Source organism: Parendozoicomonas haliclonae (assembly GCF_900174585.1).
Lineage (GTDB): Bacteria > Pseudomonadota > Gammaproteobacteria > Pseudomonadales > Endozoicomonadaceae > Sansalvadorimonas > Sansalvadorimonas haliclonae.
In genome coordinates this window covers 106999-131351 of the sequence record NZ_FWPT01000002.1, presented here as the reverse complement: position 1 = coordinate 131351, position 24353 = coordinate 106999, and the positions used below count along the sequence as shown (strand labels likewise).

The window sequence follows — 24353 nt, the reverse complement described above, 5'->3', positions numbered from 1 at the left end:
GAATTCGTTATTGGGGTTGTAATCCTTTTTCCGACCAATTGCCACAGCTCAGGTAATCCTGCACGGCTTCATCACGCTGGCGGATAATATTGCGTTCACCCTGAACCAGCAGAATCACAGCGCCATCAATCAGGCTGTTGCAGATCGTGTGTGCAGTGCCATTGTCGTTAATCAGCTGCATGGCGTGGAGTGGGGTGGTCTCGTCGTCTTTTAGGAAGTTGGACAGGGAATCACCAGTTAACAGGTCCTGCTTATAGAGGTCCTTTTTCAGGGCATGTACAGCTTCGGTGATATCCAGCGTTTCATCATCCGCTAGTTGGTGAATGGTACGGATGGTTTTGATAATCCGTTTACGCAGCATCAGATAGTGCTTCCGAACCGGATCATGTTCGTTGTTAAGGTTACGGCGCAGGCTTTTCTGTAGCAGCCGCAGTTGTTTAATCGCCGAGATAAAGTTTTCGCAGGCACTCAGGATGGCATGCAGGCTTTCTCTTTGAGAGGGGCTGATATCTGAAGCGATATCGTCGGCAAAGCGGGTTATATCGTCATATAGTTCCCGGATCTGCAGCTTATACAGCTTGCCAACACGCCAGTTGGGCCAGGGCGGGATAGTGTCGTCCAGTGGTTGCTGGTCGTTGTACAGCAGCTCTGGCTGGATATAGAGACCAAAGCTGATCAGGGCGATGGTTCTTTGGTAAAGCTCACCGCCTTCGGTATTCAAGGCTTTGAGTGCCGCATCCGGGTGTTCCTGCATGGCTTTGGTCAGAAGCTTTGCCCGCACTGGTTGTTGCTGAGGCAGGGGTAGCTCCAGGCTGGTGTTCTTTTCTCTGGTGGGAATTAGTAGCTGCAACAGGCGAACAGTCAGCCCCAGTACGGGAATGATCAACAATGCACCCGCCAGGTTGAACAGGGAATGAAACAGTGCCAGCTGCATCATCGGCTGATCAGCGATGTTAAGCGTTTGAGAGAGTGCCATCACCAGACTTTGCCACCAGGGCATAAACGGCAAGACTATGAATGTGGCGCAGAGTTTAAACAGCAGGTTACCGAGTGCCAGACGACGACCGTCGATGGTGGCACTGATTGAAGCCAAAGCTGCGGTGGTGGTCGTGCCGATATTGGTGCCAATGCACAGCGCCAGAGCTTGTTCCAGTGACAGCAGCTGGTTGGCCATGGCAGCGATAACCAGCACCAGTAATGCGTGGCTGGATTGCATCAGAACAGTCAGAACCGTTCCGGCCAGTACGCCACCCAGCAGACCATAGTTGCTGGTAAGAAGCGAGAGATCGCCCGCCTCGGCCATCCCTTCACGAATATAATGAATTCCCAAGAACAGGAAGCCGATTCCGAGCAGGATATAACCACTGCTGCGGGTTCGATGACCTTTCTGAAGTTGCAACAAGGTGCCCATCACCAGCATGGGCATGGCGTAATGACTGATAGCCACTTTCATGCCGTAGGCCGCCATCAGCCAGGTGCCGAAGGTGGAACCCAGCCCGGAACCTATCACCAGAGCCAGCCCGGCACTCAGGGTGACCAGCCGGGTACTGACAAAGGACACGGTAATCACTGAGCTTAGCGAGCTGGATTGCAGCAGGCTGGTGGCAAAGGCTCCCGTCGCATAACTACTCCAGCGATTGCCGGTGGCCCGTTCAATGATGCGAGCCAATACACCGCCACTGGCCTGCCGGAAGCCCTGTTCCAGACACAGCATGCCAAACAGAAACAGCGATACACCTGCGGTGATGGTCAGAATTTCCGGGTGAAAAAAGAAGCTGGTGGTTAGCAGAACAATAATGGCGAGAAAGAAAACCTTGCGAAACATGAACCCAAACCCTGAAGCAAAATCTGTGAATGAAATATGCAATCGAGGGTTATCGGCTGATCGTCGGACTTCTGGAGTTTTACGAGGTTAGGCTGGCTGTGGTTTGCCCTGCAGTCGAGCCAGCACTTTGGCGGAAGTAATCGGCATGCTGGTGAAGCGATGCCCGGTAGCATCCATCATCGCGTTGGAAATTGCAGCAGGGACGGCGCACATGGCGGCCTCGCCAATCCCTCGTCCGGCAACCTGCTCGGGCAAAGGTGGAATCAAGACCAGTTCCTGATTATCAATAGGAACATCCTGAGCTTTGGGGAGCTGGTATTTATCGAGGTTCCACTGGCCGCTGGCAGCACCGTCTTTACCCGGCGGAATATCTTCCATCAATGTGTAGCCAATAGACATCGCCAGTCCGCCCTGGCTTTGGCCAGATACCAGAGGTTCACATAAGACTTTGCCGGCATTCAAAATGGTGGCTGATTCTCGGACTTTGGTTTCACCGGTATGGGCATTCACGGTGAGTCCGATAAGGCTGGCGCAGGGAGTAAATAGTGCCCGGATCATATATTGATCCGCTGGATCGGGATACTGGCCATTGAAGCGAGGCACATAATCCAGCTTCTGACTGCCGGCCCGCTGTACAGCCAGGCCATCAATGACCCAGCGGTAAGTCTGGTTGTTTATCCGGTAATCCGCTGTGACCCAGTTCCGCAGATGGAAACCGTGGGCCAAAGCCGTGGTGATGCCATGATCCTGATAGACTTGCTCGGCAAGCTGCTGCATGGAAAGAGGTGTAAGTCTTTCGTCGTCTGAAACCAACAGGCCTTTATGCCAACGCATATTGGCCGGTGACTCATTCCGCTGCCACAGAGCGAGAGCGGCTGGAATCAGTGCGGCGTCGTATAAAACCCGGGCAGCCTGCCCAACTATAAAGCTCTGGTGGTATGCGGTTTCACAGGCACCGGAAGAACTCACCCCCACAGCCGTCCAGCGGTCATCCTTCCAGCGCGTCTCACCACCAGTGTGCATATTGAGTAGAGGGAACAGGTTACTCTGGCCCATATGAATATTGTTGGCATTGGTTCCCAGTACATCTGCAGTCGCCAGTGCCAGAGTGGTGGCTGAGCCATTGCCCATATCTACCGACTCTGTGGCGACTTCAATGGTGCCATCACGGTTCAGGTGGACTTTGTTCGTCAGCCCCTCTCCGCCGGTGCCAAAAGACTGCATGGTCATGGCAAAGCCAACGCCATAGAGCAGCTTGTGATGACGATGCCAGTGTTCGCGTTGTGCTTTCTGTTGTTGCCAGATCTTGTGCTGCTGAGCGGTTTTCAGCATCAGTGGCATCTGTAGATTGTCGTTAACCATCGAGCCGGTCAGAAAGGTGCCACCGGGCTTTAGCAGGTTCTGCATTCGTAGGGATATGGGATCAAGCTCCCGGGTTCGGGCTATATCATCCAGCAGGGTTTCAATAGCAAAGAAAGCCTGCGGACCACCAAAGCCGCGCTGAGCACCACTGATAATATTCTCGGAAAACTCGGCGCTGGTGTGCACGGAGGTTTTGGGAATGCTGTAGGCTCCGCACGACATAAGAGCTGCCTGCTGAACCACAAAGGGGCTGAGGTTTTTGCGTCCGCCGCCGTCAAGCGTGATATCGACAACCTGGTTCTGGATAAAGCCCTGATCATCCACATGCAGCTGCTCAATGGCTTTTGTTCCATGACGTTTAACGCCTGACTGAAACTGTTCAAAGCGAGTGTTGGCAATGCGGATGGGCACGCCATCGCTGGCGACAGCTGCAATCGCAAGGTTCAAGGGCAGCATGGAGCGATCCCGTCCGCCAAACCCGCCACCGAGATAGCAGGTATAAAAATTAACGGTGCTAACGCTGGCGGGTGCTTTTGGATGGGAGAAGGCGGTTAGGATGTTATTCACATCATCACCCGGTGACTGGGTGCCCAGCAGCATGTTCAGAGTTTTGGAGGGGCTGTCGTACCAGGCCATGCCACTCTCCGGTTCCATAAACATCGGATCCATCGCCTGCATGGAGCAGCTCATCTTGTGGAACCCGTGGTCAGATTGATCAATCTCCTGTTGTATCCGTTGCTGCCACTGGTCAGCCTGTTTCTGATAATCCTTTGCGCCACCATTCTGATAAAAAGAAAACAGGTCCCGGTTGCCGTCATGGTACCGCACAAGGTGCATCATTCCCTGCGAAGCCTGATAAGGCAGGTCAGCCAGCTCAGGATCATAGGTGGCAATCTCTTTGGTACGCAGCAGCTCCTGCACCTTCAGGCTGCAGCTCAAATTATTAAAGTACAGAAAGGCCAGCGGCTGGCCGTAGTAGTTGGCCGTCTCTCCTCGGGGAACAATATAAGGGTGCTCGGCCATATCTGGCACCGGGTTAACCGGGCCGGGAATTGGGTGATCCTGATGTTTGAAGTGTTTGCTATGTCGGGGGCGATGCAGGCGACTGATGATTTCGTCACCATAAAGAACCTGTACTGGCTGGCATTCTGATCCCAGCTTCTTTAAATCAAAGCCGGTAAAGGGATTGGTGGTATTTTTGGCTCGAACAATAACGATATGCTGACCGTCCTGCGGCCATCCGTGCATATCGTAAAAGCGAAAATCCCGGGCATAGATTTTCTGGCCGGTAACCTTGGCATGGCCATCAATGCGTTGTTTGGCTACACCGGGTTCCGATTGCCAGTTAGAGCTTTTCTCCTTTGGCAGAGTGATATCACTGAAAGCACTGATCGGGATAAAGTGAACGACCACGGTTGTACCGGCCGCTGTTTTGATAAACCGTCTGCGTGTACAACGTTGCTGAAACAGGGACGATAGTTGTGTTTCGTCGTGTGGCATAGGCGGCCTGGCCGTTCTGGTTCCGGTCACTGTTGATAAAGTAGCAAGCTCTTGGGCAGAGCGATGGAATGATGGGATACTTAGCCTTATAAAAAATGACAGCGGTACGATATGACTGACGACAGAATTCTTAATTATCGAGTGCAGGGGCGAGAGAAGGGGGAAGGCGAGCCTTTATTTATCCTGCATGGTCTGTTTGGCAATATGGATAACCTGACGCCTGTAGCCCGCAGGCTGGCAGAGCAGTATCAGGTGATTTCCGTTGATCTGCGTAACCATGGTCGTTCTTTCCACGATGAGGAAATGAACTATCAGGTGATGGCTGCTGATGTAGTACGCCTGATGGACCATCTCGCTATTGAGCAGGCAATCGTACTTGGGCACTCCATGGGCGGTAAAACGGCCATGCAGATGGCCCTGGATTTCCCGCAGCGTATCAAGGCCATTATTGTTGGTGATATTGCTCCGGTGAGTTACACCCACCGGCATGAGAATGTGATTCAGGCTATAGAGAACTATCAGCCGGAGCTGGCGACCTCCAGAGCAGAAGCTGATGCCCAGTTTGCACGATTTATAGAGATGCCCGCTGTAAGGCAGCTGCTGATCAAAAGTTTGATGCGTAACGATCAGGGCGAGTTTGTCTGGCGTATGAATGCTCCGGCGCTGGTGGCCAATTATGATGAAATCCGATCTGAACCGGATAACACTGGCAAGTCATTTACCGGGCCGGTGTTGTTTGTAAAAGGCGGGGAGTCTGATTACTTGCTACCGGAGCATAAGTCGGTAATCGGGGCGCTGTTCCCGAATGCATCGCTGAAGGTGGTATCTGGTGTGGGGCACTGGCTGCATGCCGAAAAGCCGGAGCTGTTTAACGGAATCGTTGAACGTTTTCTCTCAGAGCTTTGAGCTTATTTTGAAAGAGCCGGTATCAGTGATACCAGCTCTCCTCTTCTCCCATATCCAGATCGTCATCATCAAAATCGTCGCCGATCTGATCTCTGAGATTCTTCTTCTCAAAGTAGGAATCGATACCCTTGCGAATGCTGCGGGCGCGTTTGCGTTTGCATCTTTGCCGTTCTGATTTGCTCTTGCGGTGTTCAAGACCTTCAGGGAGACCATCACCGGGAGCGAATGTCTCAGACTCATACTGCGGGCGGGACATGATCACAAATCCTTTGTACTGCTGCCTCATGTTCAAATTTAGGAAAGAAGAAGCAGGGTAAAAAGGCGCTGTAATATCTAATTAGAATAAAGGCAGCAGGGCTGGTTGCCGATGGTTTGGGGCGGTGGTTCAGGCGTCAATAACCTGCCTGAGAGCGGTCTGGCAGCCAGGTGTTATCCGGCAGTCTGTGGACGCTTGTCTCAATCCGGCCATCGGGGAAGAGACGCAGTCTGCGGTAGCCTGGCTGCTGGTTATCGACGGCAAAATCCTCTGACCCTGGCGCGAACTGTACACAGGTAGAGGGGATACCCAGCACACGAATACCGTTATAGACCTGATCCCGCTCTTGGTGGGTATGGCCATGGATGACGGCCTGCACCTGAGGGTAACCCTTGAGCAGGGTCATCACGGCTTCCCGGTTGCTGAGACAGATATCATCCATCCAGCGGCTGTGAACCGGGATCGGGTGGTGGTGCATGGCGACCAGCAGAGGGCGGTCCTGATGGGTAACCAGCTGCTCTTCCAGTCGGGCCATAGCTTCTTCGGAGATCATGCCGTGAATCTCGCCGGATACGTGGGTATCCACCATCAGAATCAGCCAGTTACCGACTTCCTGAATATCCGGGAAATTGGCCTGATACATCACGCTGGCCGCTGTGGACATATCATCATGATTGCCCTTCAGCCATGAGAAGGGCACATGCATATCTGACAACACCTTATGGCAGTAGTGATAGGACTCCATGGAGTCGTCCTGAGAGATATCTCCCGTCACCACAATATGGTCAATCTCGCTTTCCTGCGCCCTGATCATTTTTATCACGTCAGCAAACGACTGACGGGTTTTAATACCCAACAGGCTGCGCTCATCATTGGCAAACAGATGAGAGTCGCTGATCTGGATCAGAGTGGATGGACGGTGTAGCAAGGTTTTTCCAGTTATGGTTGGTGTTGTTTAGGGCATCATAAACACAGAAAACGCCAGACTCCATAGGGGAATGGGATTCTGTTATCAGGTTGGCAGTTTTTTAGACAGTGGTTCAGTCGATAAACCGGTTTCAAGGAAATGGGCAAGCCATTCGGCCAGCAAAAGATTGAGCTGATGCTTCTCATCCGGCAGATGCATGGCCGGGTTCGGGTACTCGTAAACGGCTGACAGGTTCCGGTAATGGTCCGCCGAAACAACCTCTGCCATTTGAACATCGTGGTAAAGGCGAATCTGCATCTGCGGCAGTGTCAGCCAGTCATGCAGGCGAGAGGTCAGGCTGAGAGCAACCAGACTGGTATAACGGGTTTGTTCCAGCACTTCCAGATGAGCTTTGGATGAATGGTTCATCCATTCACTCGAGAGCAGCTTTACAGAACCCTTTTGCGCACACAGGGCATCCTGCGCCACTTTAAATAACTGACGGTAATTGGCTTCACATACAGCCTGAAGTCCTGCCAGATCCATCTTATATCGGGCCGGTCGGCTGATTGATGACGGTGCAGTCAATGCTGGCACCGTCGATCTGGCTGTACCTCTCATAGCTGCTCCCATAAATAGCGTTTGGTGTCGTTTAAGAGCAAGTGGCCTCCCTGTGTTCTGGGATAGAATGTATCAAAAATAAGGCAACACGACTGTTGTTTCGTTCCCTTCTATTATTTTCATAATTTCGGCGGGCAGGCGCGCAGGATAAATCCTGAGTACGTACGCCGGGCTTTTATGGTTTAATAAGCCAGCCCGAGATATACGGGTTGTTGGCAGGACGCCATCAGGAAACAGCATGTACTACCAAGCACAACAGTTGTTATGGGGTGTGCAAAAAATAGCCAATATACACTTCAATACAACTGAAATACCTATTGATGAGAATATCTGCTTAAATTCTGCCCTTGGTAGTGGTAGTTTTGCTCGTTGGTTTGATGGTTAAGCCAATATCAATGTTTGTTCCGGCAGTAAAATAGACATTGATCGAGAGGGGCGGGATGCGTTCCCGTCACGGTTTAAAGGCCGATAGATCACTTCATCACTAAAAGAAGATCTCCCTCCGGCTTATCAGAAACAGCAAGATTTTTGTGATACAGGAATGCGAATGATGCTACCCAAGCGATTGCTCGTGGGAATCAGTGCCGCAATGATGGCACCAGCTATAACACTGTTCAGTGGCGCGCTTCATGCTGCCAGCGGCGAGCCGGTAGACCTGATGCAGGTTTACGAACTGGCTGTGAAGAACGATGCACAACTGGCAGCTGCCCGTGCTTCCTTTAAAGCGGCGGAAGAAGCCGTTCCGCAAAGCCGTGCCGCCCTGTTGCCACAGATTGGTTTGTCTGCACAGACTGCAGATAACAAAGGCGTGAATCTGAACTCCACACCACTGCCTGCTGGTGATCGTACTAACAACTACAATACCCATGGTTGGAGTGCATCCCTGACTCAGCCGCTGTTTAATCTGCAATCCTGGTTTGCATTTGAGCAGGCGGGTTATCTGACTGAACAGGCTGGTCTGAGTCTGGCCATTGAACAGCAGAGTCTGGTTCTGCGTGTAGCCCAGGCTTACTTCAATGTATTGCTGGCAGAAGAAACTCTGGCAACCACTATTGCGGAAGAAAAAGCTCTGCAGCGTCAGCTGGAACAGACCCAGCAGCGTTTTGAAGTTGGTCTGATCGCTGAAACGGATGTTCTGGAAGCCCGTGCTGCTTATGACCAGTCCCGCGTTACCCGTATTCAGGCCAATAACCAGGTTAGCGTCGCTTATGAAAATCTGTGGACTCTGACCAATACCTCTATCACCAAGCTGGAGTCACTGGACAAGACCATGCCAGTCTCCAAGCCAACTCCGGCTATTGCCCAGGAGTGGGTGAAGACATCCGTTGCTCAGAACCTGAGTCTGGAAGCCTCCCGTAAGGGTATTGATGCCGCCAGCTCCCAGCTGAAAGTCAGCAAGTCTGGCCATGCGCCAACACTGAATGCTGTTGCTACATACGGTCATAATGTTAACTATGCTCAACCGGATACTAATGACAAGAACAACTCAACGGTTTACAGCCTGCAGCTGAGCGTACCGATCTTCTCCGGTGGTGCTACTCAGTCCAAGGTGCGTCAGGCAGGTTACCAGCTGGAAGAAACCCAGCTGAACTATGACCAGTCCCTGCGTACAGTGACTGCGAATACCCGTAATCTGTTCAATACCGTCAATGCGGATGCCGAGAATATTGACGCACAGTGCCGCGCGATTGAATCTGCTAACAGTGCTCTGAAAGCAACCGAAAGCGGTTATGAAGTTGGTACCCGTAATATTGTTGACGTACTGAATGCCCAGCAGAACCTGTACGGTGCCCAGCGTAACTACCTGAGCGCCCGTTATGACTTCATCATCAATACTCTGAAGCTGAAGCAGAACGCCGGTACTTTGAGCCCGCAGGATCTGAAAGATCTGAACAACTGGATGAACACCAGTGGTAATAATGATCTGACGTCTGTCTGTACCAAAAGCTGATAAGAGTTTTATCATTGCGTAATGAAAGACCCGATGTGAATAACACATCGGGTCTTTTTCTTTCTGCGGTATTTGATGTTGTTTACATCATCCACTTCCACCAGATAAACAGTGCGGCAAAGCCAAACAGGAAGATCAATCCGGCCTGACTCAGCAGTGTCAGGGCACGGCCTGGTTTATGTTCTTCCGGTACATGGCTGGCATTCATCAACCGGTAATTGAGCAGGGCGAAGACCGGCGTCGTCAGAAAGGCTGCAATCATTGCAAACTCAAGCATGGCCAGCATACTGCCCGGAAACTGGGTCACCAGTGTGATGGCAGCAGCGCTGATCGCCAGCGCCAGTAGCGGGCTTTCGGTGTTGGGGGAGTCATTTCCGTGCAGGTTATCCCAGGCACTTTTGTTCACACGACTGTAACCGTCTACACAGGTCAGCAGTGAGCTGAAGATGCAGCAGACTGCGGCAATAATAACCAGCCAGCGGCTCCAATCACCCATCACCGAGGCGTACATATCTGCCAGCTGTTGGCTGAATGCCGCGCCACTCTTTGCCAGTTCAATACCGGAGCCGTGCATAACCTGAGCACCGAGGGCAACAAAGAACAGAGCCAGAATCGTGGTACCGATATAGCCCACATTCATATCAAGCAGAGCCGTTTTCATGCTACGCGGACCGTCTTCCTGCGCCTTGCTGCGGCCCCAGAGTGAGGTCATGGCAGACACCTCAACCGGTGCCGGCATCCAGCCCATCAGGGAGATCAGCATGGCCAGTGAGCCAAGTACCCAGGGATCAGGGGCTACAAACTCTGCTGGCGCAGCAGACGGCTGGGTAAAGGCCAGCAGGGTGGCAGCAACAGTCACGACTGAGAGAATCACTACGATCCATTTAGAGAAACCGTCCACCAGATGGTAATGCCCGCGCAATACGATCAGCAGGCAGACCGAAATCACCACACCGGCCATAACCAGTGTCGGGATACCGGGGAATACGGCGCCAAGCAGTGCGCTGGTCAGTCCCAGCAAGGCTGCAATATTTACCACTGAGGCGAAGGCGTTCAGCCCTAGGAACAACAGCAGCCATGGCTGCCCCATGCGGGCGTAGCCACGTACAAGGCTTTCATCTGTAGCTGCGCTGTAGCGGGCACCGTATTGGAAAAAGGGGTATTTAAAAATGTTTACCAGAATAATCAGGCCGACCAGTTGCCAGCCATAAATGGCACCGGCTTTGGTTGAAGCTATCAAGTGTGAACCGCCGATTGCGGCTGCGGCCATCATAATACCGGGGCCGAGACTGTTCAGCAGAGAGGGTTTGGTTTGTGTTGGGCGGGTGTTGTTATCGTGTGAGATGGTCTGAGTCGTCATTATTCCGGTGCCTCCACACGAGCTGCTGTAGTGCTGTTCAGGGATGCATCGAAGGTGATCCAAGCGCCTAACGGATGGTTGGGGCCGGAGCGTAATTTGGTATCGATAACCATAAATACTGCCTGACGTTTATGTGTTTTTAGAATGGATGTGTTGTTATGTAATCGAATGAGAGGCCCTGTGCCAGAGCCTCTCATTCGATTATGTCATTGGGGGAATGGAGATTTCCACCGTTAGGCGATGGATTTTATCTATTGAGGAGAGAAGCGGTCAGTTTCAGCTGTCGGTCGAGAGCACCGCGATTGCGATCCATTACTGCGCGGGCTGCGTCGCTGGCCTGTTGCCAGGCTTCCTGATCGGTTAGCAGACGTTCGGCTTCACGGGTCAGGCCTGTACTGCTGTGTACGGTAAACAGACAACCGGCGTCGCGCAGGGTTTCATTAACTGCCGCAAAGTTGAAAACATGAGGGCCATAAATCACCGGAATGCCAAGGGCAGCCGGCTCAAGAGGATTATGGCCGCCACGTTCAATCAGACTGCCGCCGACAAAGGCAACGTCAGCTGTCGCATACAGCTGCATCAGTTCACCCATAGTGTCGCCCAGCAGAATATCGGTTTCTGCATTCACCACTTCACCGGCACTGCGTCGTGCAACTTTCCAGTCCTGACTCTTGATCAACTCGTAAGCCGGCTGGAAGCGCTCTTTATGGCGAGGCACCAGAATCAATAGCACATCTGTGAGTGACTGACGCAGATGGGCATAGGCATCCAGAATCTGCTCATCCTCACCTTTGTAGGTGCTGGCGGCAATCAGGATGCGGGCATGTTCCCCACGTCCATGCAGCCATTTCTCCCGCAGTTCTTTTCCCTGTTCCAGCAAGGCGGTTGGGGCGGAGATATCAAACTTCAGGGTGCCGGTTATTTCCAGACGCTCTTTGGGGAAGCCCAGTTCAATAAAACGCTCTGCATCGGCCGAACCCTGCGCGGCAATAAACGACAGCTGGGAAAGCATATTGCGGCTCAGTGAACCAATACGGGCATAACCTTTGGCGGAACGCTCAGATAGACGCGCGTTAGTGAGCAGAGAAGGAATGCCACGGTTGTGGCAGGCGGCCACAGTATTGGGCCACAGCTCTGTTTCCATAAACACCGCCAGCTCAGGCTGCACCTTGTTCAGAAAACGGGCGATGGCATCCGGCAGATCATAAGGGGCATAAACGTGCACGACCCGTCCTGCAGCAATCTCGCTGGCATAGATATTCAGAACCTGCTCAGAACCGGTTGGTGTCATGGTGGTGATCACGAACTGGTGTTCCGGGAAGGTCGGCAGCATCTTTTTCACTAGCGGCGCCGCAGCGATAGATTCGCCAACTGACACGGTATGCACCCAGATACGTTTGCCTTCAAAGGCTGGCAGCTTGAAGAACCCGAAGCGCTCATTCCAGCGTTTGACATAATCCGGTGCCCGCCATGCGCGGTAGAGCAGGCGGAGCATCACCAGCGGCAGAGCTAGGTAGAAAATCAGGGTGTAAAAAAAGCGTGACATTCGAGTGCGTCTATCGGGTTCGGACGACCATTATCCGCAACCTCTCAGGCGTATACCATAGCTTGTGTCATGGTATTTGCGGGAACTGCCATTTCAGACCTGAGTGATCCTTATATATACTGCCCATCATTCTTATATGTCAGATAGCGAATCGCTAACTATGAACCAGGTAGTTGCAGCCGACGTGACCATTATCGGCGGCGGTATTGCCGGACTGTGGTTGTTCCGGCGTTTGAACAATATGGGCTACAAGGCCCTGCTTCTGGAGAATGACACCCTCGGCGGCGGTCAGACGATCAAATCCCAGGGCATTATTCATGGTGGCATCAAATACGCTCTGTCCGGCAACCTGACCAAGGCTTCCGAATGCATCGCCGGTATGCCGGCTCGCTGGCAGGCGGCCATGCGTGGTGATGGCGAGCTGGACCTGACCAATGTTCGGGTTCTTTCTGATCACCAATATATGTGGACGCCGGGAGGCTTTGGCTCCCGTCTGGCAACTTTCTTCGGCAGCAAGGCGCTGCGCGGTCGTGTGGAAGGTGTGTCCAAAAGCGATCTTCCGGAAGCGTTCAGAAACCCGCAATTCAAGGGCAAGCTCTACAAGTTGAGTGAGAGTGTTCTGGATGTGGAAACCGTGATTGAAGCGCTGGTAAAAGGTCTGGAAGATCGGATGATCAAGGTGGACTGGAACAGTGACACTACCCTGAAGCTGAATGATGATCACTCCATTGCCGGCATTGAGATCACCCAGAGTGACAAAACCACGGTAATCGAATCCAAGCAGTTTGTCTTCACGGCCGGTGAAGGCACTGCCGACCTGCTTAAACTCTGGCAACAGGATGCGCCTCAACAGCAGGTACGCCCTCTGCATATGGTGATGATGGAACATGATTTCCAGCATCCGGTGTATGCCCACTGTGTGGGAACCGATATTGTTCCGCGCATCACCATTACCAGCCATCCAACCAAAGATGGTCGCTGGGTCTGGTATATGGGCGGTGAGCTGGCAGAAACCGGCGTGAAGCGTGAAGCTGATGAACAGATTGCTCTGGCCAAAAAAGAGCTGACCAAGCTGATGCCATGGGTGGACTTTGGCCGTGCCCGCTGGGGAACGTTGCGGGTGAATCGTGCCGAGCCTAAGCAGAATAAACTGCTGCGTCCGGATGCTGCATTCTGCAAGCCGGTTCACAATGGTCTGGTCACCTGGCCGACTAAACTGGCACTGGCGCCAAACCTTGCCGATGAAGTGATCAAGAGCCTGGAAGCCCAGGGTATTACGCCGGAAGGCAATGAAGGTTTCAGTGTGGCGGAACTGCCTCATCCCGAAATCACCAAGCCGTTCTGGGAAGGTCGGCTGCAGGACTAACGGAGACACGTTTTGACAGAGCATGCTATGGATAACTGGCTGCGCCCGGTTGCTGATACCGGTCTGATGATCTCCCCTGTGGGCTTTGGTACGGTCAAACTGGGTCGCAACGAGCAGGTGAAATACCCGACTGCATTTGAAATCCCGGATGATAAGAAGGCGCTTGAGTTACTGGCGCTGGCCCGTGATCTGGGAATCAATCTGCTGGATACCGCGCCAGCCTATGGCACCAGTGAAGAGCGTCTGGGTGGCTTGATCAAGGGGCAGCGTGACCAGTGGATCATCTGCACCAAGGTTGGGGAGGAGTTTGAGAATGGGGAATCTCGCTTTGACTTTACCCCGGAGCATATTCGCAAAAGTATCGAGCGCAGTCTGCAAAGACTGAAGACCGATTACCTGGATATGGTACTGGTACACTCAGATGGTAACGACGTTGAGATTATTGAGCGTTACGGCTGCCTGGATGTGCTGAATGATCTGAAGCGGGAAGGTCTTATCCGTGCAACCGGCATGTCTACTAAAACGGTTGAAGGCGGTATCAAGGTGCTGGAGCAGGCTGACTGCGCCATGGTGACCTGGAACCTGAACGAGCAGGGTGAACGTGAGGTGCTGGATTACGCAGCCCGTCATGGTAAATCCATACTGGTGAAGAAGGCGCTGGCCAGTGGGCATCTTGCTGCCGGTGAAGATCCGGTACAAAAGAGCATGGATTTTGTCTTTGCTCATCCAGGCGTGACCAGTGCGGTTTTGGGCACCATTAACCCGAAACATATGGAACAGAATGTTCAGGCCGTGCGCCAGGTGATTCTCAGCCATACCTGAGCTCATCACTGAACATTGGTTGATACAAGATAGGGACAACAGACGATCTTGTCTTATTTACACGCCAGACAAGAACTGCGCAGGGAAGCTGCAGATCATTTCCAGACTCGTCAGGTGGTGTTAACACCGTCTGGCGAGATCAAGCCTTTTGGTGATCCACTCAGCTTTTTAGAGATGCAGACTCTTCGTAAACAGGGGAGTATTCAGCAGGTGTCTGAGGGGCAGCTGTTTGCCAATCTCGGTGTTTCCTTGCAACTGGTGGTGGAACACAAAGGCCGCAAGGCTCTGGTTTTGGTACAACAGGGCAGCACACTCAAGCTGGTTTCGGGGTATGTACCGGAAGAAAACCTGCATCAGCCTTTGCAGACCGCCTGGGCTGAATTGATGGAAGAGGTTCTTCCTATTGCTCAGGATGGATTGATCTATGGCTTTGTCCGTGAAGGAAAGCTGTTGCCCGATCCGTACTGTCTTGAGCGTGAATCGACTCTGGCTATTTGTCCTTCCGCTTTTCTGCCCTGGGTAACCTTGAGGAGCTTCCAGTCGGAATCCTGGCCTGCCGGTTATTATGTGCATGAACCAACCGCCAGCCTGCAATTGGTATACCCGATCACGGTTGAGCTGCCTGACATGATTAACCTCCGACATGCAGAGGATATCTTTGAGCATTCAACCAGTGGGCAGGGAGAATTGGTCAGCCGGTATGACCCGAACTGCTTTTGTGTGTTGATGGAGCTGGATAGTCAATCGTCCCCCACCGGTCATTTTTATCAGTTGGTTGAAGGGGAATGGGAGCAGAAAGATGTTTCTGCACTGACACTTTCAGAGTTCTTCACTCGAACATAGCAGCGGTGTCTCTTTCTTCTTCTGGAGGTAAGTCTGCCGAGGAAAACAGATCTTCCCGCATTCCACCATTTATGGCATCCATATGCGTCAGCAGTGACCAGGTTGCATTCTCGATATATTCCTCATCCATATAGAGATACCCGTCCCGAAAATTGTTATCTCCCCAAGAGTTCTTAGTAGCGAAATATTCATTTCCCACCTTATCTGTTGCCAACCCAACGATATGCATGGCATGAAGTGCTGGTTCGTGCTCTTCGGGTGCAGGGCACTGACCGTTATCTTCATCACCGTCTGCGCGACCATACATATATTGAAAGCAGTCTGAGCGTCTTTTGGACCGAAAAGAGCCACCTCCCTCCGCAGATTCGTTGATATCCTCGTCTTCATCTTCTTCATCATCGATAACGCCACCCTGTGCCACACCGAGTCCGTAGGAGAAACCGTCCAGTCCAACATCACCGGCCCAGACCACGGTATAACCGCGCTTCAAGGCATGCTTAATCATGGCGATGACTTTGTTCTTGGGAATATATTTTTGGCGCTTCTGGCGGGACAGGCTCTGCCAGGGGCGGGAATAACCTTGATAATCCTTCTGGTCGGATGGTGTCAGAACTACATAGTCGCTGCTGTTGATCCCAAGCTGAGTAAGAGCTTTGGCATTCGTAGTGTATTGTTCGTGCATGCTCCCCGCATCGGGTATTTCGCCCATCATGGCATTGAGGTTTCTCACATAATTGAAATACCAGAAGAACTGAACAGATGTCCGGGTTGAATTGATGGCCTGCTCCGCATTGAAGTGCAGGGTTTCAGCCATTTCCTCGTGGAAGCTGAAACGATCATCGCCTCTGGTTTTGGGGGAGCGGCCGTCGAAGGCCTGCTCCTTTATCATGCCGTAGTCGATGACCTGATCCAGCGCGCTTTCCATATCAAACCCTTCGGAAACAAAGTCGGGCTCCTCGAACTTCTGGCCGAGTTTGAGCTTGTCCAGATAGCTCATATGAACCAGATACATCTCGGAAAGGTCGTGTTCACCTTTTCCAAGACGCAGTAGTTCGGATTCCAGTAGCGAGGTCATGGCAAAAGACCAGCAGGTTCCCGACATTCCCTGATCCTTCACTGGTGTGGTTGGCAGGCGCAGATAGTCTGAAATTGCCTCAGGCAGCCTGATTGAGGGCGCAGCCTGAAGGCCGGATGCGCAGCATAGCAGCAGAGCGATAAGTAAGCATTTTGTACGCATAACCGGTCGCCATCTCATGGGAGTATTTCGACTCTAGGCAGAAGTTCACAGCCGGTTGTGGCCTTATGTTGTGCGTAGGTTGTCCCTCAATTAACAGCTTTGCGTTTGTGTAACCGGCAGCAATCGCCGACCACGAAAGGATGCCGTCAGTGTGGCTTTGCAAAGAAAAGCGACCATTCGTACCAACTTTGTTGGCTTCTTACCTAAACTGGTTAAAAGCAGACACAACCAAGAATCAGGAACGAATATGCTCGGTGCCCTCTACATTCTGGCGATTACTGTCGAAGGTATGTCGGGTGCGCTGGCGGCGGGGCGCCGGAATATGGATCCTGTCGGGGTTATCTTTATTGCCTGCTGTACCGCTATTGGCGGTGGTTCGGTCCGGGATGTGCTGATCGGCAACTACCCCCTGGTCTGGGTCGCTCGTCCGGAATTTATTCTTATCGTGACGGCTGCCGCCCTGATCACCATCTTTGTCAGTCGCTGGATGGGCTCGCTGCGGCTGCTGTTCCTCACTCTTGATGGTATTGGGCTGATGACCTTCACGGTTATTGGTGTGCAAAAGACTCTCGCACTTGGGCACAGCTGGTTTATTGCTGCTCTGATGGGGGTATTTACCGGGGTATTTGGCGGGATATTGCGGGATGTCCTGTGCAACCGGATTCCTCTGGTGTTCAAGGCTGAACTCTATGCCAGCGTGGCGTTTGCTGCAGCCTGGCTGCATATCGGCCTGCTGCAAACCTCTCTGCCGGAGTGGGTCAGTATTGTTATTACGCTGGGTTTTGGTTTTACCCTGCGTTGTCTGGCCATCCGCTATAACTGGGAACTGCCGCGTTTTTACTATCGTAGCGATAGGTGGCATTGAATCAGTTACACTTGCCCCACGATCGTCGGGGCTCAGTAATTCCGTTATGACTCAATCTACTCTTGTGAATCACTCAGATACCGTCTGGGATGGCGTAGTGCTGGCTGGTGGCCGTTCCAGCCGGATGGGACAGGACAAAGCCCATCTCTCCTGGCATGGTCAGCCGCTGTTTCTGCATATGGCTGCTGTTTTAAAAGAGGCCGGTGCTGCCCGTACCATGATCAACCGTATTGGTGATGGTGGCGACTGGGTGCGGGATGTGATTCCCGGTCGAGGACCGCTGTCGGGCATTCATGCAGCGCTGGCAGAATCCAAGGCTCAGGCGCTGGTGATTGTACCGGTCGATATGCCGCTGCTGCAGCCGGAGCATATTCAGACGCTGGTGAAAAATTTTGAAGGGGATTACCCGGTGGAATTTACCGGCTATTCCCTGCCGCTGCTGTTACCGGTGAATGATCATGTTCGGGCGGTGGTGGAGACTGCCATAGCCAGTGAAGATCACCGTGACTATGCCCTCTGGCGTTTAGTCGAGAAGCTGGATGGTCTTCGCGTAAAAGAACCCGAAGACCATGAGCGGGCATTCGCCAATGCCAATACCCCGGCTGAATGGCAGGCGTGTCAGTTAGAAGAGGCCTGAGCGGCTTCTTCATCAGTAACAGCGTGAAACTTCTGAAGAACCTGATGCAGCAGCTGGATTTTCTGCATTAGCTCCTGCAGTTGAGGCTTGAAGTCTTCATCGTCAATCTTGAGCAGGGCAGTCAGTTCGTTGGCTGCTTCTACCATATACGGAAGAAAGCGGTCAGACTCCGCAGCAAACGGTGAGCCGGTCTGGAAGATCGCGCTGAATTTACCCTTGTTCTGCTTTTTGAGCATCTCCAGCTCTTCATCCGCGCGCTGTGCCAGCGGGTAGAGCTGCTTCATATTGTCAGTCAGCTTATCAACTACCGCCTGACGGGTAGCCTGGCTGATGCCGGCTTCAGTCATCTCAGACATAATCTTCCAAATATCGGGAAAAGCGGGATTATAGCGTTGCTATCAGGTGGGGAACAGGGACGGTGCGGAAGAGGCCGTAGAGCCTCTTCACATTCGAGCGTTTATAGTGAGCTGTAATAAGCAGCCAGGTTGGCAATATCTGCATCACTCAGCATGGCAGCCTGTGGTGCCATCAGTGCGGCCATACCACCACTACGCTCTTTGTTTTTGTAAGCTTTCAGTGAGCTTTCAAGATAAGCGGCATTCTGTCCGGCCAGATTCGGATAGTTGGGAATCATGGCTTTACCATTAGCACCATGACAGGCGGCACAGGTAGCTGATTTGGCTTTACCGGCAGCAGCATCGCCAGCAGCAGAGGCAAGACCTGGCACGACCAGAGTGGCGGCAACAAGAACGGCAGACTTAAGAATCCTGTTGTTCATTTTTATATCCTCATCTCAGGCTTGGTGTTTGATTTTTATCCGGTCGATTCTGCCATTGTCAGACTGTATGTCTATTGATCGAAAACAATGTAAGCAGAAGTACCTATTATCTTGTGCGATTACAATATCACAGGCCGTGGTAATTTCGCTGTAATCTGGCAAGCTTTGTAACACGTTTTCTGTAGGGTCTGTTGACGCTTCGGGACAGCTGAGTGCTCTCTCTATACGTCAACAGGCCTAGTGCATGACTGATAAAGGAGTATGCACCCATGGCACACAAGCATATTGTCGACTTTATTCCCCTGAATATTGCCGTTCTGACTGTCTCCGATACCCGTACTGAAGAGACGGATACCTCTGGCCATCTGCTGGTGGAAGGTGTGCAGGAAGCCGGTCATCGGCTGGCTGACAAGGCGATTGTAAAAGACGACATTTACCAGATTCGTGCTGTGCTCTCCCGCTGGATTGCTTCTGACAATGTGCAGGCTGTGCTGATTACTGGTGGTACCGGCTTTACCGGCCGTGACAGCACGCCGGAAGCTGTTCTGCCACTGTTTGACAAGGTCGTGGATGGTTACGGTGAGCTGTTCCGTCAGGTCTCCTTTGAACAGATCGGCACGTCTACCATTCAGTCCCGTGCGGTTGCCGGTTTGGCCAACGGCACGATTACCTTTGTGATGCCGGGTTCCAATAATGGCTGTCGTACTGCCTGGGAGCAGGTGATTCGTGAGCAGCTGGATAGCCGTCACCGTCCGTGCAATTTTGTTGAACAGCTGAAGCCTGGGAAATCTGCTTCGGAAGCAACAGCATGAGCCAGTTGACTCACACTGCGGAAAGCGGTGAAGCGCGGATGGTCGACGTCGGTGATAAATCCGACAGCCGTCGTGAAGCGCGGGCAGAAGCCTTTATCACCATGACGCCGGAAACCCTGAAGCTGGTGCAGGATAACGGTCTCAAGAAGGGCGATGTGCTCTCCGTGGCCCGTATTGCTGGTATTCAGGCGGCCAAGCAGTGCGGCACCATGATTCCCCTTTGTCACCCGCTGATGCTCAACTTTATTGGTGTGGATTTTGAAATCCAGTCCGAGCATAACCGCATTCGTATTGAAACCTGCTGTCGCCTGAGCGGTAAAACCGGGGTTGAGATGGAAGCCCTGACTGCGGCATCAGTGGCAGCACTCACTGTTTTTGATATGTGTAAGGCTGCAGACAAGACCATGCGCATTGACGGCATTCGCGTGCTGGAGAAAAGCGGGGGCAAGAGTGGCCACTATCTTGTTGAAGATAGGCTTGTTGAAGAGCAGCTTCTGGATGAATCTGAGCCGCAGGTGGAGGGTAGAGTATGATCAAGGTGTTGTTCTTTGCCAGCTACCGTGACCGGTTGGGGTGTGATCAGCTGGAAGTCGATGCAGGTGTAGCCACTGTAGCTGCTCTGAAAGAAGAACTGGCGCAGCGTGGTGAACTCTGGAAAACCATTCTCCAGGATCGCAAGACACTGGTCGCTGTAAACCAGGTGATGACCAAAGACAGTGCCTCAATCAGTGATGGCGATGAGGTCGCTTTCTTCCCTCCTGTGACCGGAGGGTGAACTGCGTCACATAATGATTTGTTTTTCCTGACAAGAGCACTTTTTTGAGTAGAGGTCTGTATGCTACGCAACCACTGTCGTATTTAGGAGCACGGCAGTACTCAAAAAGTGACCTGCGGCGTACAGGGGATGTGTACTCCGCCGGTTGAAAACAACAGGAAAAATAATGCGTTATCCTTTTGTAAAAACGCTTATGTGCTCTGTGCTGGTCGGGGCCTCCCTGTCAGCCATGGCCGACAAGACCATTACTCTCACCAACAGCACGCTTGAGCCGATCACGGTCAGTACTGTCAGTAATGCCGAGCCCGGCAGCTATGAGCAGCTGAACACCACTGTTCCTGCTCTGGGAACGGCCGATGTTCTGCTGATCAAGGATCAGGACGAAACCTTCTCCTTCAAGACTTCTGTTTACGGTGCCTCCTCAACGATTGAGCTGGTGCAGGAGTCTAATGGTCAGGCAGTTACTGCAGGTTCTTACGGTCAGGACTTTGATCTGCCACTGAGTGACACTGGTGCGATCCGTCGTGCTGATGCTGTGTGGGATGACAAAGACGTGACTATCGCCCAGAAGGTTGATGGTGACAAAGTCAGCTACGTTATCAACAGCAAGCCGGTTGTGATTGGCGACACGCCAGCCAACAACTTCAATATGCTGGTTTACAATGCCTGGGGTATTACCCTCTTCGGTTCCAAGAAAATCCCTGAGCGTTTTGAACAAATGCCTGAGTGGATGGTTGGCTACGACGTTGTTGTTTTCTCCGAACTGTTTGACGATATCCCAAGTGACAAGCTGCGCGCAGCGATCCGTGAAGACTATCCGTACCAGACCGGTAAGGCCTTCAAGGTTGGCAAGCTGCTGGAAGCCGGTAACCGTATCGTTTCCCGCTGGCCGATCATGGATGAGGACTATGAGTTCTACAACGACTGTAATGCCGAGCAGTGTGTAGCCTCACGTGCCACCATTTATGTCAAGATCAGCAAGATGGGCAAGCCGTACCATATCTTTGGTACCCATGTGCAGTCCGCACCTGAGCCGGAAAATACCGCTGCCCGTCTGTCCCAGATTGCCCAGATGGGTGATTTCATCCGTTCCAAGAACATCCCTGCGGATGAGCCGATCCTGATGGCGGGTGACTTCAATGTGAACAAGCTGACCGTGCCAATGGACTATGAGACCATGGTCGAAAGCCTGGACGCGATTGAGCCGGCCAACACCGGTTTCGACAAGACTGTCGACAGCGTAAACAACGACTGGGTTCGTGATCCTCTGATCGAATACTTGGACTATGCCTTCTACGGGCGCAACAACCTGATCCCTCTGGAATCTACCCAGCATGTGTTTGCTCCGCGTACCACTGCGGACAGCCTGTGGGGTGAGTGGAACCTGTCTGACCACTATGCGGTTCTGGGTTCCTATGTATTCCCGGGTGAAGAATATCCGGCCCGTGCCGCCTTCCCATACGATGGCGATGCCGTACACTTCCGCACTCACAATGGTCACTTCATGCGCACTATGAGCGGTGGTGACAGCTTCCTGTCTGCCGGCTCTGATGAGATCGGCACCTGGGAGACTTATATCATTGAGCAGGTTTCCGGTAACAAGGTTGCACTGAAAGCCAACAATGGTCGTTATGTACGTCTGGATTCCAAGCTGTTCGGTACTCTGAAGACTGACGGCAAGGGTATTGGCGAGCGTGAAACCTTCGAGATGATTGATCTGGGCGATAACCGTGTTGCCCTGAAGGCGGCCAATGGTCGTTACCTGCGTGCTGACTTCGGTGGTGGTGCCGGCCTGAGCGCTGGTGCAGGCTCTGTGAAAGGTTATGAAACCTTTGAGCTGATTCGTCCGTAAGCGAACCCGCTATCTGATGAAACAAGAAGACCGCAGGCGACTGCGGTCTTCTTGTTTGTGGACGTTCATCACAGCGTTTGCAGCCAGACTCCCGCCCAATAAGAGAACAGGTTGGCCAGCAGTGCCGCAATAAACCCTCTCAGTTTGCTAATGCGCAACCAGCTGGAGAGCACCAGTGCTTCAATGATCACCACCAGACTCTCGCCAATTATCAGAAACCAGTGGCCGGACAACCAGGCCGGTAAAATAAACCACAGCCAGGGAATGGTCAGACTGGTCGCAGCAATGCCGGCGAACACAATGCGCTGCCAGGGGCCTTGCCGATGCAGCATCGCGAGCAACAGCGGGCACTCCAGCGAAACGGTAATAATCCAGGCTTCAAGAAACAGCATGGCTAAGGTGTAGCCTGCAAGTGGTCGCCATTGGGAAAAATATGAACATCCAGTGCCTGTTCAGCAATACCATTTACAGCCTGGTTCATTAATGGATAGTAACCTTCCGGCATCAGGGAGCGGGTGGCTGTAGCTGTGCTTTGGAGCTGAGAGAAGCCGGCAATGGTGTAGGCAACGTTTTTGTCCCGGCCATGGGTTAGCAGCCAGCCGCCACAAGAACCTTCCCGAACATTCTCGATGGAACGCCGAGATATAATAAGGTTGCACGGCCTGTCTGCTGAGCAATTTAGGGTACGACTCCAGCTGACTTGCGGGGCGCCAAAGAAGCTGCCCGTAGCGCACACCAGCATCAGTGAGAACGGGGGCTTCAGAGCCGTGCTGGTTTTGTTGTTGTCTTTCCCGGTATAGACAGAAGCGAAACGCAGCTTTACATCCGGATTGGAAAAGTCATCGACAATGTCCGCTCCGGACGGCAGGGCTATAAAGGATAGGAGACAGACCAATACTGCACTCAACCCCGTGTTCCGCCAGACTCTCTGAAATCTGTTATTCATGCTCTATCCCCTCCCTGGGATATATCTTCGTTATGCGTCTTTGTTATGAAATGTACCAGCCAAAGACCGGCCAGCAGCGTCAGTGTGATTATCAAAATCAAGGAAATCTGGGTGGCAATATAAGGTGCCAGCAGCCAGCAAAGAGCGCCGCCAATGGCCACAGTTGTTCCAAGCCCCAGTGCGGCACTGAAAGCAGGGTTTTGGGGCAGGCAATAGTTTATGGCAGCCAGTAAAGGGGATGTGCTGGCTTGCAGGAAGGCCAGGCCTATCAACAACCACTCTGCCGCAGCGGTCTGGGCTGCGATCCAAAAACAGAACAGGGCGGCGATAGGGGTGATTAATATCACCGGTTCGCTTCCCCATTGTTTATGCATCCAGCCGCCGGCCAGCTTTCCGACAGCAGCCACCAGACCAACGCTTAATAACGTCGAAGCACTGAATGAGGCTTCAACCTGGTAAAGGCTCCAGAGCAGGGAGCGCCAGGTGCCCACAAACAGCAGGCCGTAAAGTGTGACCTTTAACAGAGCACGCAGTTGAAGCGATGGAGTTTCAGCTGACTGAATATCCGAAGAGGTTTCTTCTGTCGGACCAAATGACGATGTGTTTATAAATAGAAGAATGAGAGCAAATATCAGAAGAACAGTCGGTATGGTATACAGCAACCATGGCAAAGAATGAGAGCCGATGGCCAGACCGGCGAACAGACCCATAACCCCAGGCGCTACAAACCAGGATAGTCGCCACCCATCACCTCGCGCAGCGTTCAGTGAAATAGCGCCAGCACAGACATGAAACAGTCCGCTGGCGGCTCCAATCAGAATGACATTTATCCAGACGCTGCTGCCCGACAGCAGAGAAGCTATGCCTGCAAAACATAAAGCCAGCCCCAGCCATAAACGTGTGTGCTTATGGCTGATCAGGGCAAACAGGGGCTGGAGCAAAAAAGCCAGTACGTTGTACAGCAACACGATTCCGGCAAACAGGGCGGCCGGATGTTGGAGATACCACTGGCTGATCAGCCATCCCGTAGTAAAGTCCATGCTCAGGTGCATGGCCCCCATAAGCAGGCACAGGCGTGAGTCCGGGGTATGTGGCAACTGGTGTGGTGACATCCGCTGGTGTTGTGTTTTGTTCCTATGTAGCTAAAAGCATAGAACGTACTTATGAAGGGCGGGCTGGGGAAGTG

Annotated in this window: 25 protein-coding genes; 12 read left to right on the top strand and 13 right to left on the bottom strand. The window is 52.6% G+C overall.

Annotated features, from left to right (window positions below; genetic code table 11):
* Positions 1 to 7: 7 nt before the first annotated feature.
* Both EHSB41UT_RS03940 and EHSB41UT_RS03935 read right to left on the bottom strand, forming a co-directional pair.
* Positions 8 to 1825 (bottom strand): Na/Pi cotransporter family protein, encoded by a 1818-nt coding sequence (locus EHSB41UT_RS03940; protein WP_087107133.1) that lies wholly within the window; start codon positions 1823 to 1825, stop codon positions 8 to 10.
* 87 nt (positions 1826 to 1912) lie between these two features.
* Entirely contained in the window at positions 1913 to 4687 is a 2775-nt protein-coding gene (locus EHSB41UT_RS03935) for a xanthine dehydrogenase family protein molybdopterin-binding subunit (RefSeq protein WP_087107132.1), read from the bottom strand.
* Positions 4688 to 4798: 111 nt separating this feature from the next.
* Between EHSB41UT_RS03935 and EHSB41UT_RS03930 the strand changes: the two genes are divergently transcribed.
* A complete protein-coding gene (locus EHSB41UT_RS03930) occupies positions 4799 to 5593 on the top strand; it encodes an alpha/beta fold hydrolase (protein WP_087107130.1) in 795 nt (264 codons plus the stop codon).
* Positions 5594 to 5615: 22 nt separating this feature from the next.
* Here the strand turns inward: EHSB41UT_RS03930 and EHSB41UT_RS03925 are convergent, their stop codons facing one another.
* The 3 genes from EHSB41UT_RS03925 to EHSB41UT_RS03915 all read right to left on the bottom strand — a co-directional run bounded on the left by EHSB41UT_RS03925 (position 5616) and on the right by EHSB41UT_RS03915 (position 7353).
* Positions 5616 to 5849 carry a PA3496 family putative envelope integrity protein gene (locus EHSB41UT_RS03925; RefSeq protein WP_087107129.1) on the bottom strand — a complete coding sequence of 78 codons (234 nt, stop codon included), beginning with the start codon at positions 5847 to 5849 and terminating at the stop codon, positions 5616 to 5618.
* 136 nt (positions 5850 to 5985) lie between these two features.
* The gene (gene cpdA / locus EHSB41UT_RS03920; RefSeq protein ID WP_165767141.1) at positions 5986 to 6777 is read right to left on the bottom strand and encodes a 3',5'-cyclic-AMP phosphodiesterase; all 792 of its coding nucleotides are present in this window, start codon (positions 6775 to 6777) and stop codon (positions 5986 to 5988) included.
* Between the two features lie 84 nt (positions 6778 to 6861).
* A complete protein-coding gene (locus EHSB41UT_RS03915) occupies positions 6862 to 7353 on the bottom strand; it encodes a DUF1249 domain-containing protein (RefSeq protein WP_165767140.1) in 492 nt (163 codons plus the stop codon).
* Positions 7354 to 7615: 262 nt separating this feature from the next.
* Between EHSB41UT_RS03915 and EHSB41UT_RS24595 the strand changes: the two genes are divergently transcribed.
* Positions 7616 to 7762 (top strand): hypothetical protein, encoded by a 147-nt coding sequence (locus tag EHSB41UT_RS24595; RefSeq protein ID WP_165767139.1) that lies wholly within the window; start codon positions 7616 to 7618, stop codon positions 7760 to 7762.
* A 162-nt stretch (positions 7763 to 7924) separates the two neighbouring features.
* The gene (locus EHSB41UT_RS03910) at positions 7925 to 9328 is read left to right on the top strand and encodes a TolC family outer membrane protein (protein WP_165767138.1); all 1404 of its coding nucleotides are present in this window, start codon (positions 7925 to 7927) and stop codon (positions 9326 to 9328) included.
* Between the two features lie 82 nt (positions 9329 to 9410).
* On the opposite strand, the gene EHSB41UT_RS03905 is transcribed toward EHSB41UT_RS03910, so the two are convergent.
* Complete coding sequence (locus tag EHSB41UT_RS03905) at positions 9411 to 10688, bottom strand: NRAMP family divalent metal transporter (RefSeq protein WP_087107121.1); 1278 nt, start codon at positions 10686 to 10688, stop codon at positions 9411 to 9413.
* Positions 10689 to 10935: 247 nt separating this feature from the next.
* A complete protein-coding gene (gene waaA / locus EHSB41UT_RS03900; RefSeq protein ID WP_087107119.1) occupies positions 10936 to 12234 on the bottom strand; it encodes a lipid IV(A) 3-deoxy-D-manno-octulosonic acid transferase in 1299 nt (432 codons plus the stop codon).
* 160 nt (positions 12235 to 12394) lie between these two features.
* On the opposite strand from waaA, the gene EHSB41UT_RS03895 reads away from it, so the two are divergent.
* The 3 genes from EHSB41UT_RS03895 to EHSB41UT_RS03885 are packed head-to-tail and all read left to right on the top strand — an operon-like array spanning position 12395 to position 15265.
* Positions 12395 to 13600: an FAD-dependent oxidoreductase gene (locus EHSB41UT_RS03895; RefSeq protein WP_087107117.1), complete on the top strand. Its 1206-nt coding sequence runs from the start codon at positions 12395 to 12397 to the stop codon at positions 13598 to 13600.
* Between the two features lie 27 nt (positions 13601 to 13627).
* Positions 13628 to 14422 carry an aldo/keto reductase gene (locus EHSB41UT_RS03890; protein ID WP_087107115.1) on the top strand — a complete coding sequence of 265 codons (795 nt, stop codon included), beginning with the start codon at positions 13628 to 13630 and terminating at the stop codon, positions 14420 to 14422.
* A 48-nt stretch (positions 14423 to 14470) separates the two neighbouring features.
* Positions 14471 to 15265 carry a hypothetical protein gene (locus EHSB41UT_RS03885; protein ID WP_087107113.1) on the top strand — a complete coding sequence of 265 codons (795 nt, stop codon included), beginning with the start codon at positions 14471 to 14473 and terminating at the stop codon, positions 15263 to 15265.
* Here the strand turns inward: EHSB41UT_RS03885 and EHSB41UT_RS03880 are convergent.
* Complete coding sequence (locus EHSB41UT_RS03880) at positions 15252 to 16502, bottom strand: C1 family peptidase (RefSeq protein ID WP_165767137.1); 1251 nt, start codon at positions 16500 to 16502, stop codon at positions 15252 to 15254. The genes EHSB41UT_RS03885 and EHSB41UT_RS03880 overlap by 14 nt on opposite strands.
* Positions 16503 to 16749: 247 nt before the next feature.
* On the opposite strand from EHSB41UT_RS03880, the gene EHSB41UT_RS03875 reads away from it, so the two are divergent.
* Positions 16750 to 17367, top strand: a complete 618-nt coding sequence (locus tag EHSB41UT_RS03875) for a trimeric intracellular cation channel family protein (RefSeq protein WP_087107110.1) — start codon at positions 16750 to 16752, stop codon at positions 17365 to 17367.
* A gap of 46 nt (positions 17368 to 17413) precedes the next feature.
* The gene (gene mobA, locus EHSB41UT_RS03870; RefSeq protein WP_087107108.1) at positions 17414 to 18004 is read left to right on the top strand and encodes a molybdenum cofactor guanylyltransferase; all 591 of its coding nucleotides are present in this window, start codon (positions 17414 to 17416) and stop codon (positions 18002 to 18004) included.
* On the opposite strand, the gene EHSB41UT_RS03865 is transcribed toward mobA, so the two are convergent.
* Together EHSB41UT_RS03865 and EHSB41UT_RS03860 are read right to left on the bottom strand one after the other, a co-directional pair.
* On the bottom strand, positions 17986 to 18360 hold the full coding sequence (locus EHSB41UT_RS03865) for a hypothetical protein (protein ID WP_133060382.1): 375 nt from the start codon (positions 18358 to 18360) through the stop codon (positions 17986 to 17988). The genes mobA and EHSB41UT_RS03865 overlap by 19 nt on opposite strands.
* A 101-nt stretch (positions 18361 to 18461) precedes the next feature.
* Positions 18462 to 18782, bottom strand: coding sequence for a c-type cytochrome (locus tag EHSB41UT_RS03860; protein ID WP_087107104.1), 321 nt, complete (start codon positions 18780 to 18782; stop codon positions 18462 to 18464).
* Positions 18783 to 19051: 269 nt separating this feature from the next.
* Here EHSB41UT_RS03860 and moaB point away from each other — a divergent pair, with 269 nt between their 5' ends.
* The 4 genes from moaB (at position 19052) to EHSB41UT_RS03840 (ending at position 22221) form a co-directional block, all read left to right on the top strand.
* On the top strand, positions 19052 to 19594 hold the full coding sequence (moaB, locus tag EHSB41UT_RS03855) for a molybdenum cofactor biosynthesis protein B (protein WP_087107102.1): 543 nt from the start codon (positions 19052 to 19054) through the stop codon (positions 19592 to 19594).
* On the top strand, positions 19591 to 20127 hold the full coding sequence (moaC, locus tag EHSB41UT_RS03850; protein ID WP_087107100.1) for a cyclic pyranopterin monophosphate synthase MoaC: 537 nt from the start codon (positions 19591 to 19593) through the stop codon (positions 20125 to 20127). The genes moaB and moaC overlap by 4 nt, the downstream gene beginning before the upstream one ends.
* The gene (gene moaD, locus EHSB41UT_RS03845; RefSeq protein WP_087107098.1) at positions 20124 to 20369 is read left to right on the top strand and encodes a molybdopterin synthase sulfur carrier subunit; all 246 of its coding nucleotides are present in this window, start codon (positions 20124 to 20126) and stop codon (positions 20367 to 20369) included. The genes moaC and moaD overlap by 4 nt, the downstream gene beginning before the upstream one ends.
* A gap of 166 nt (positions 20370 to 20535) precedes the next feature.
* Positions 20536 to 22221: a DUF7910 domain-containing protein gene (locus tag EHSB41UT_RS03840; RefSeq protein ID WP_087107096.1), complete on the top strand. Its 1686-nt coding sequence runs from the start codon at positions 20536 to 20538 to the stop codon at positions 22219 to 22221.
* Positions 22222 to 22289: 68 nt separating this feature from the next.
* Here the strand turns inward: EHSB41UT_RS03840 and EHSB41UT_RS03835 are convergent, their stop codons facing one another.
* From EHSB41UT_RS03835 to EHSB41UT_RS03825, 3 genes are read right to left on the bottom strand one after another with little or no spacing between them, the layout of a single operon-like run.
* Positions 22290 to 22613, bottom strand: coding sequence for a hypothetical protein (locus tag EHSB41UT_RS03835; RefSeq protein ID WP_087107094.1), 324 nt, complete (start codon positions 22611 to 22613; stop codon positions 22290 to 22292).
* Positions 22614 to 22615: 2 nt separating this feature from the next.
* The gene (locus EHSB41UT_RS03830; RefSeq protein WP_133060381.1) at positions 22616 to 23167 is read right to left on the bottom strand and encodes a hypothetical protein; all 552 of its coding nucleotides are present in this window, start codon (positions 23165 to 23167) and stop codon (positions 22616 to 22618) included.
* Entirely contained in the window at positions 23164 to 24279 is a 1116-nt protein-coding gene (locus EHSB41UT_RS03825; protein WP_087107090.1) for an MFS transporter, read from the bottom strand. Before EHSB41UT_RS03825 ends, EHSB41UT_RS03830 begins: the two co-directional genes overlap by 4 nt.
* Positions 24280 to 24353: the final 74 nt, after the last annotated feature.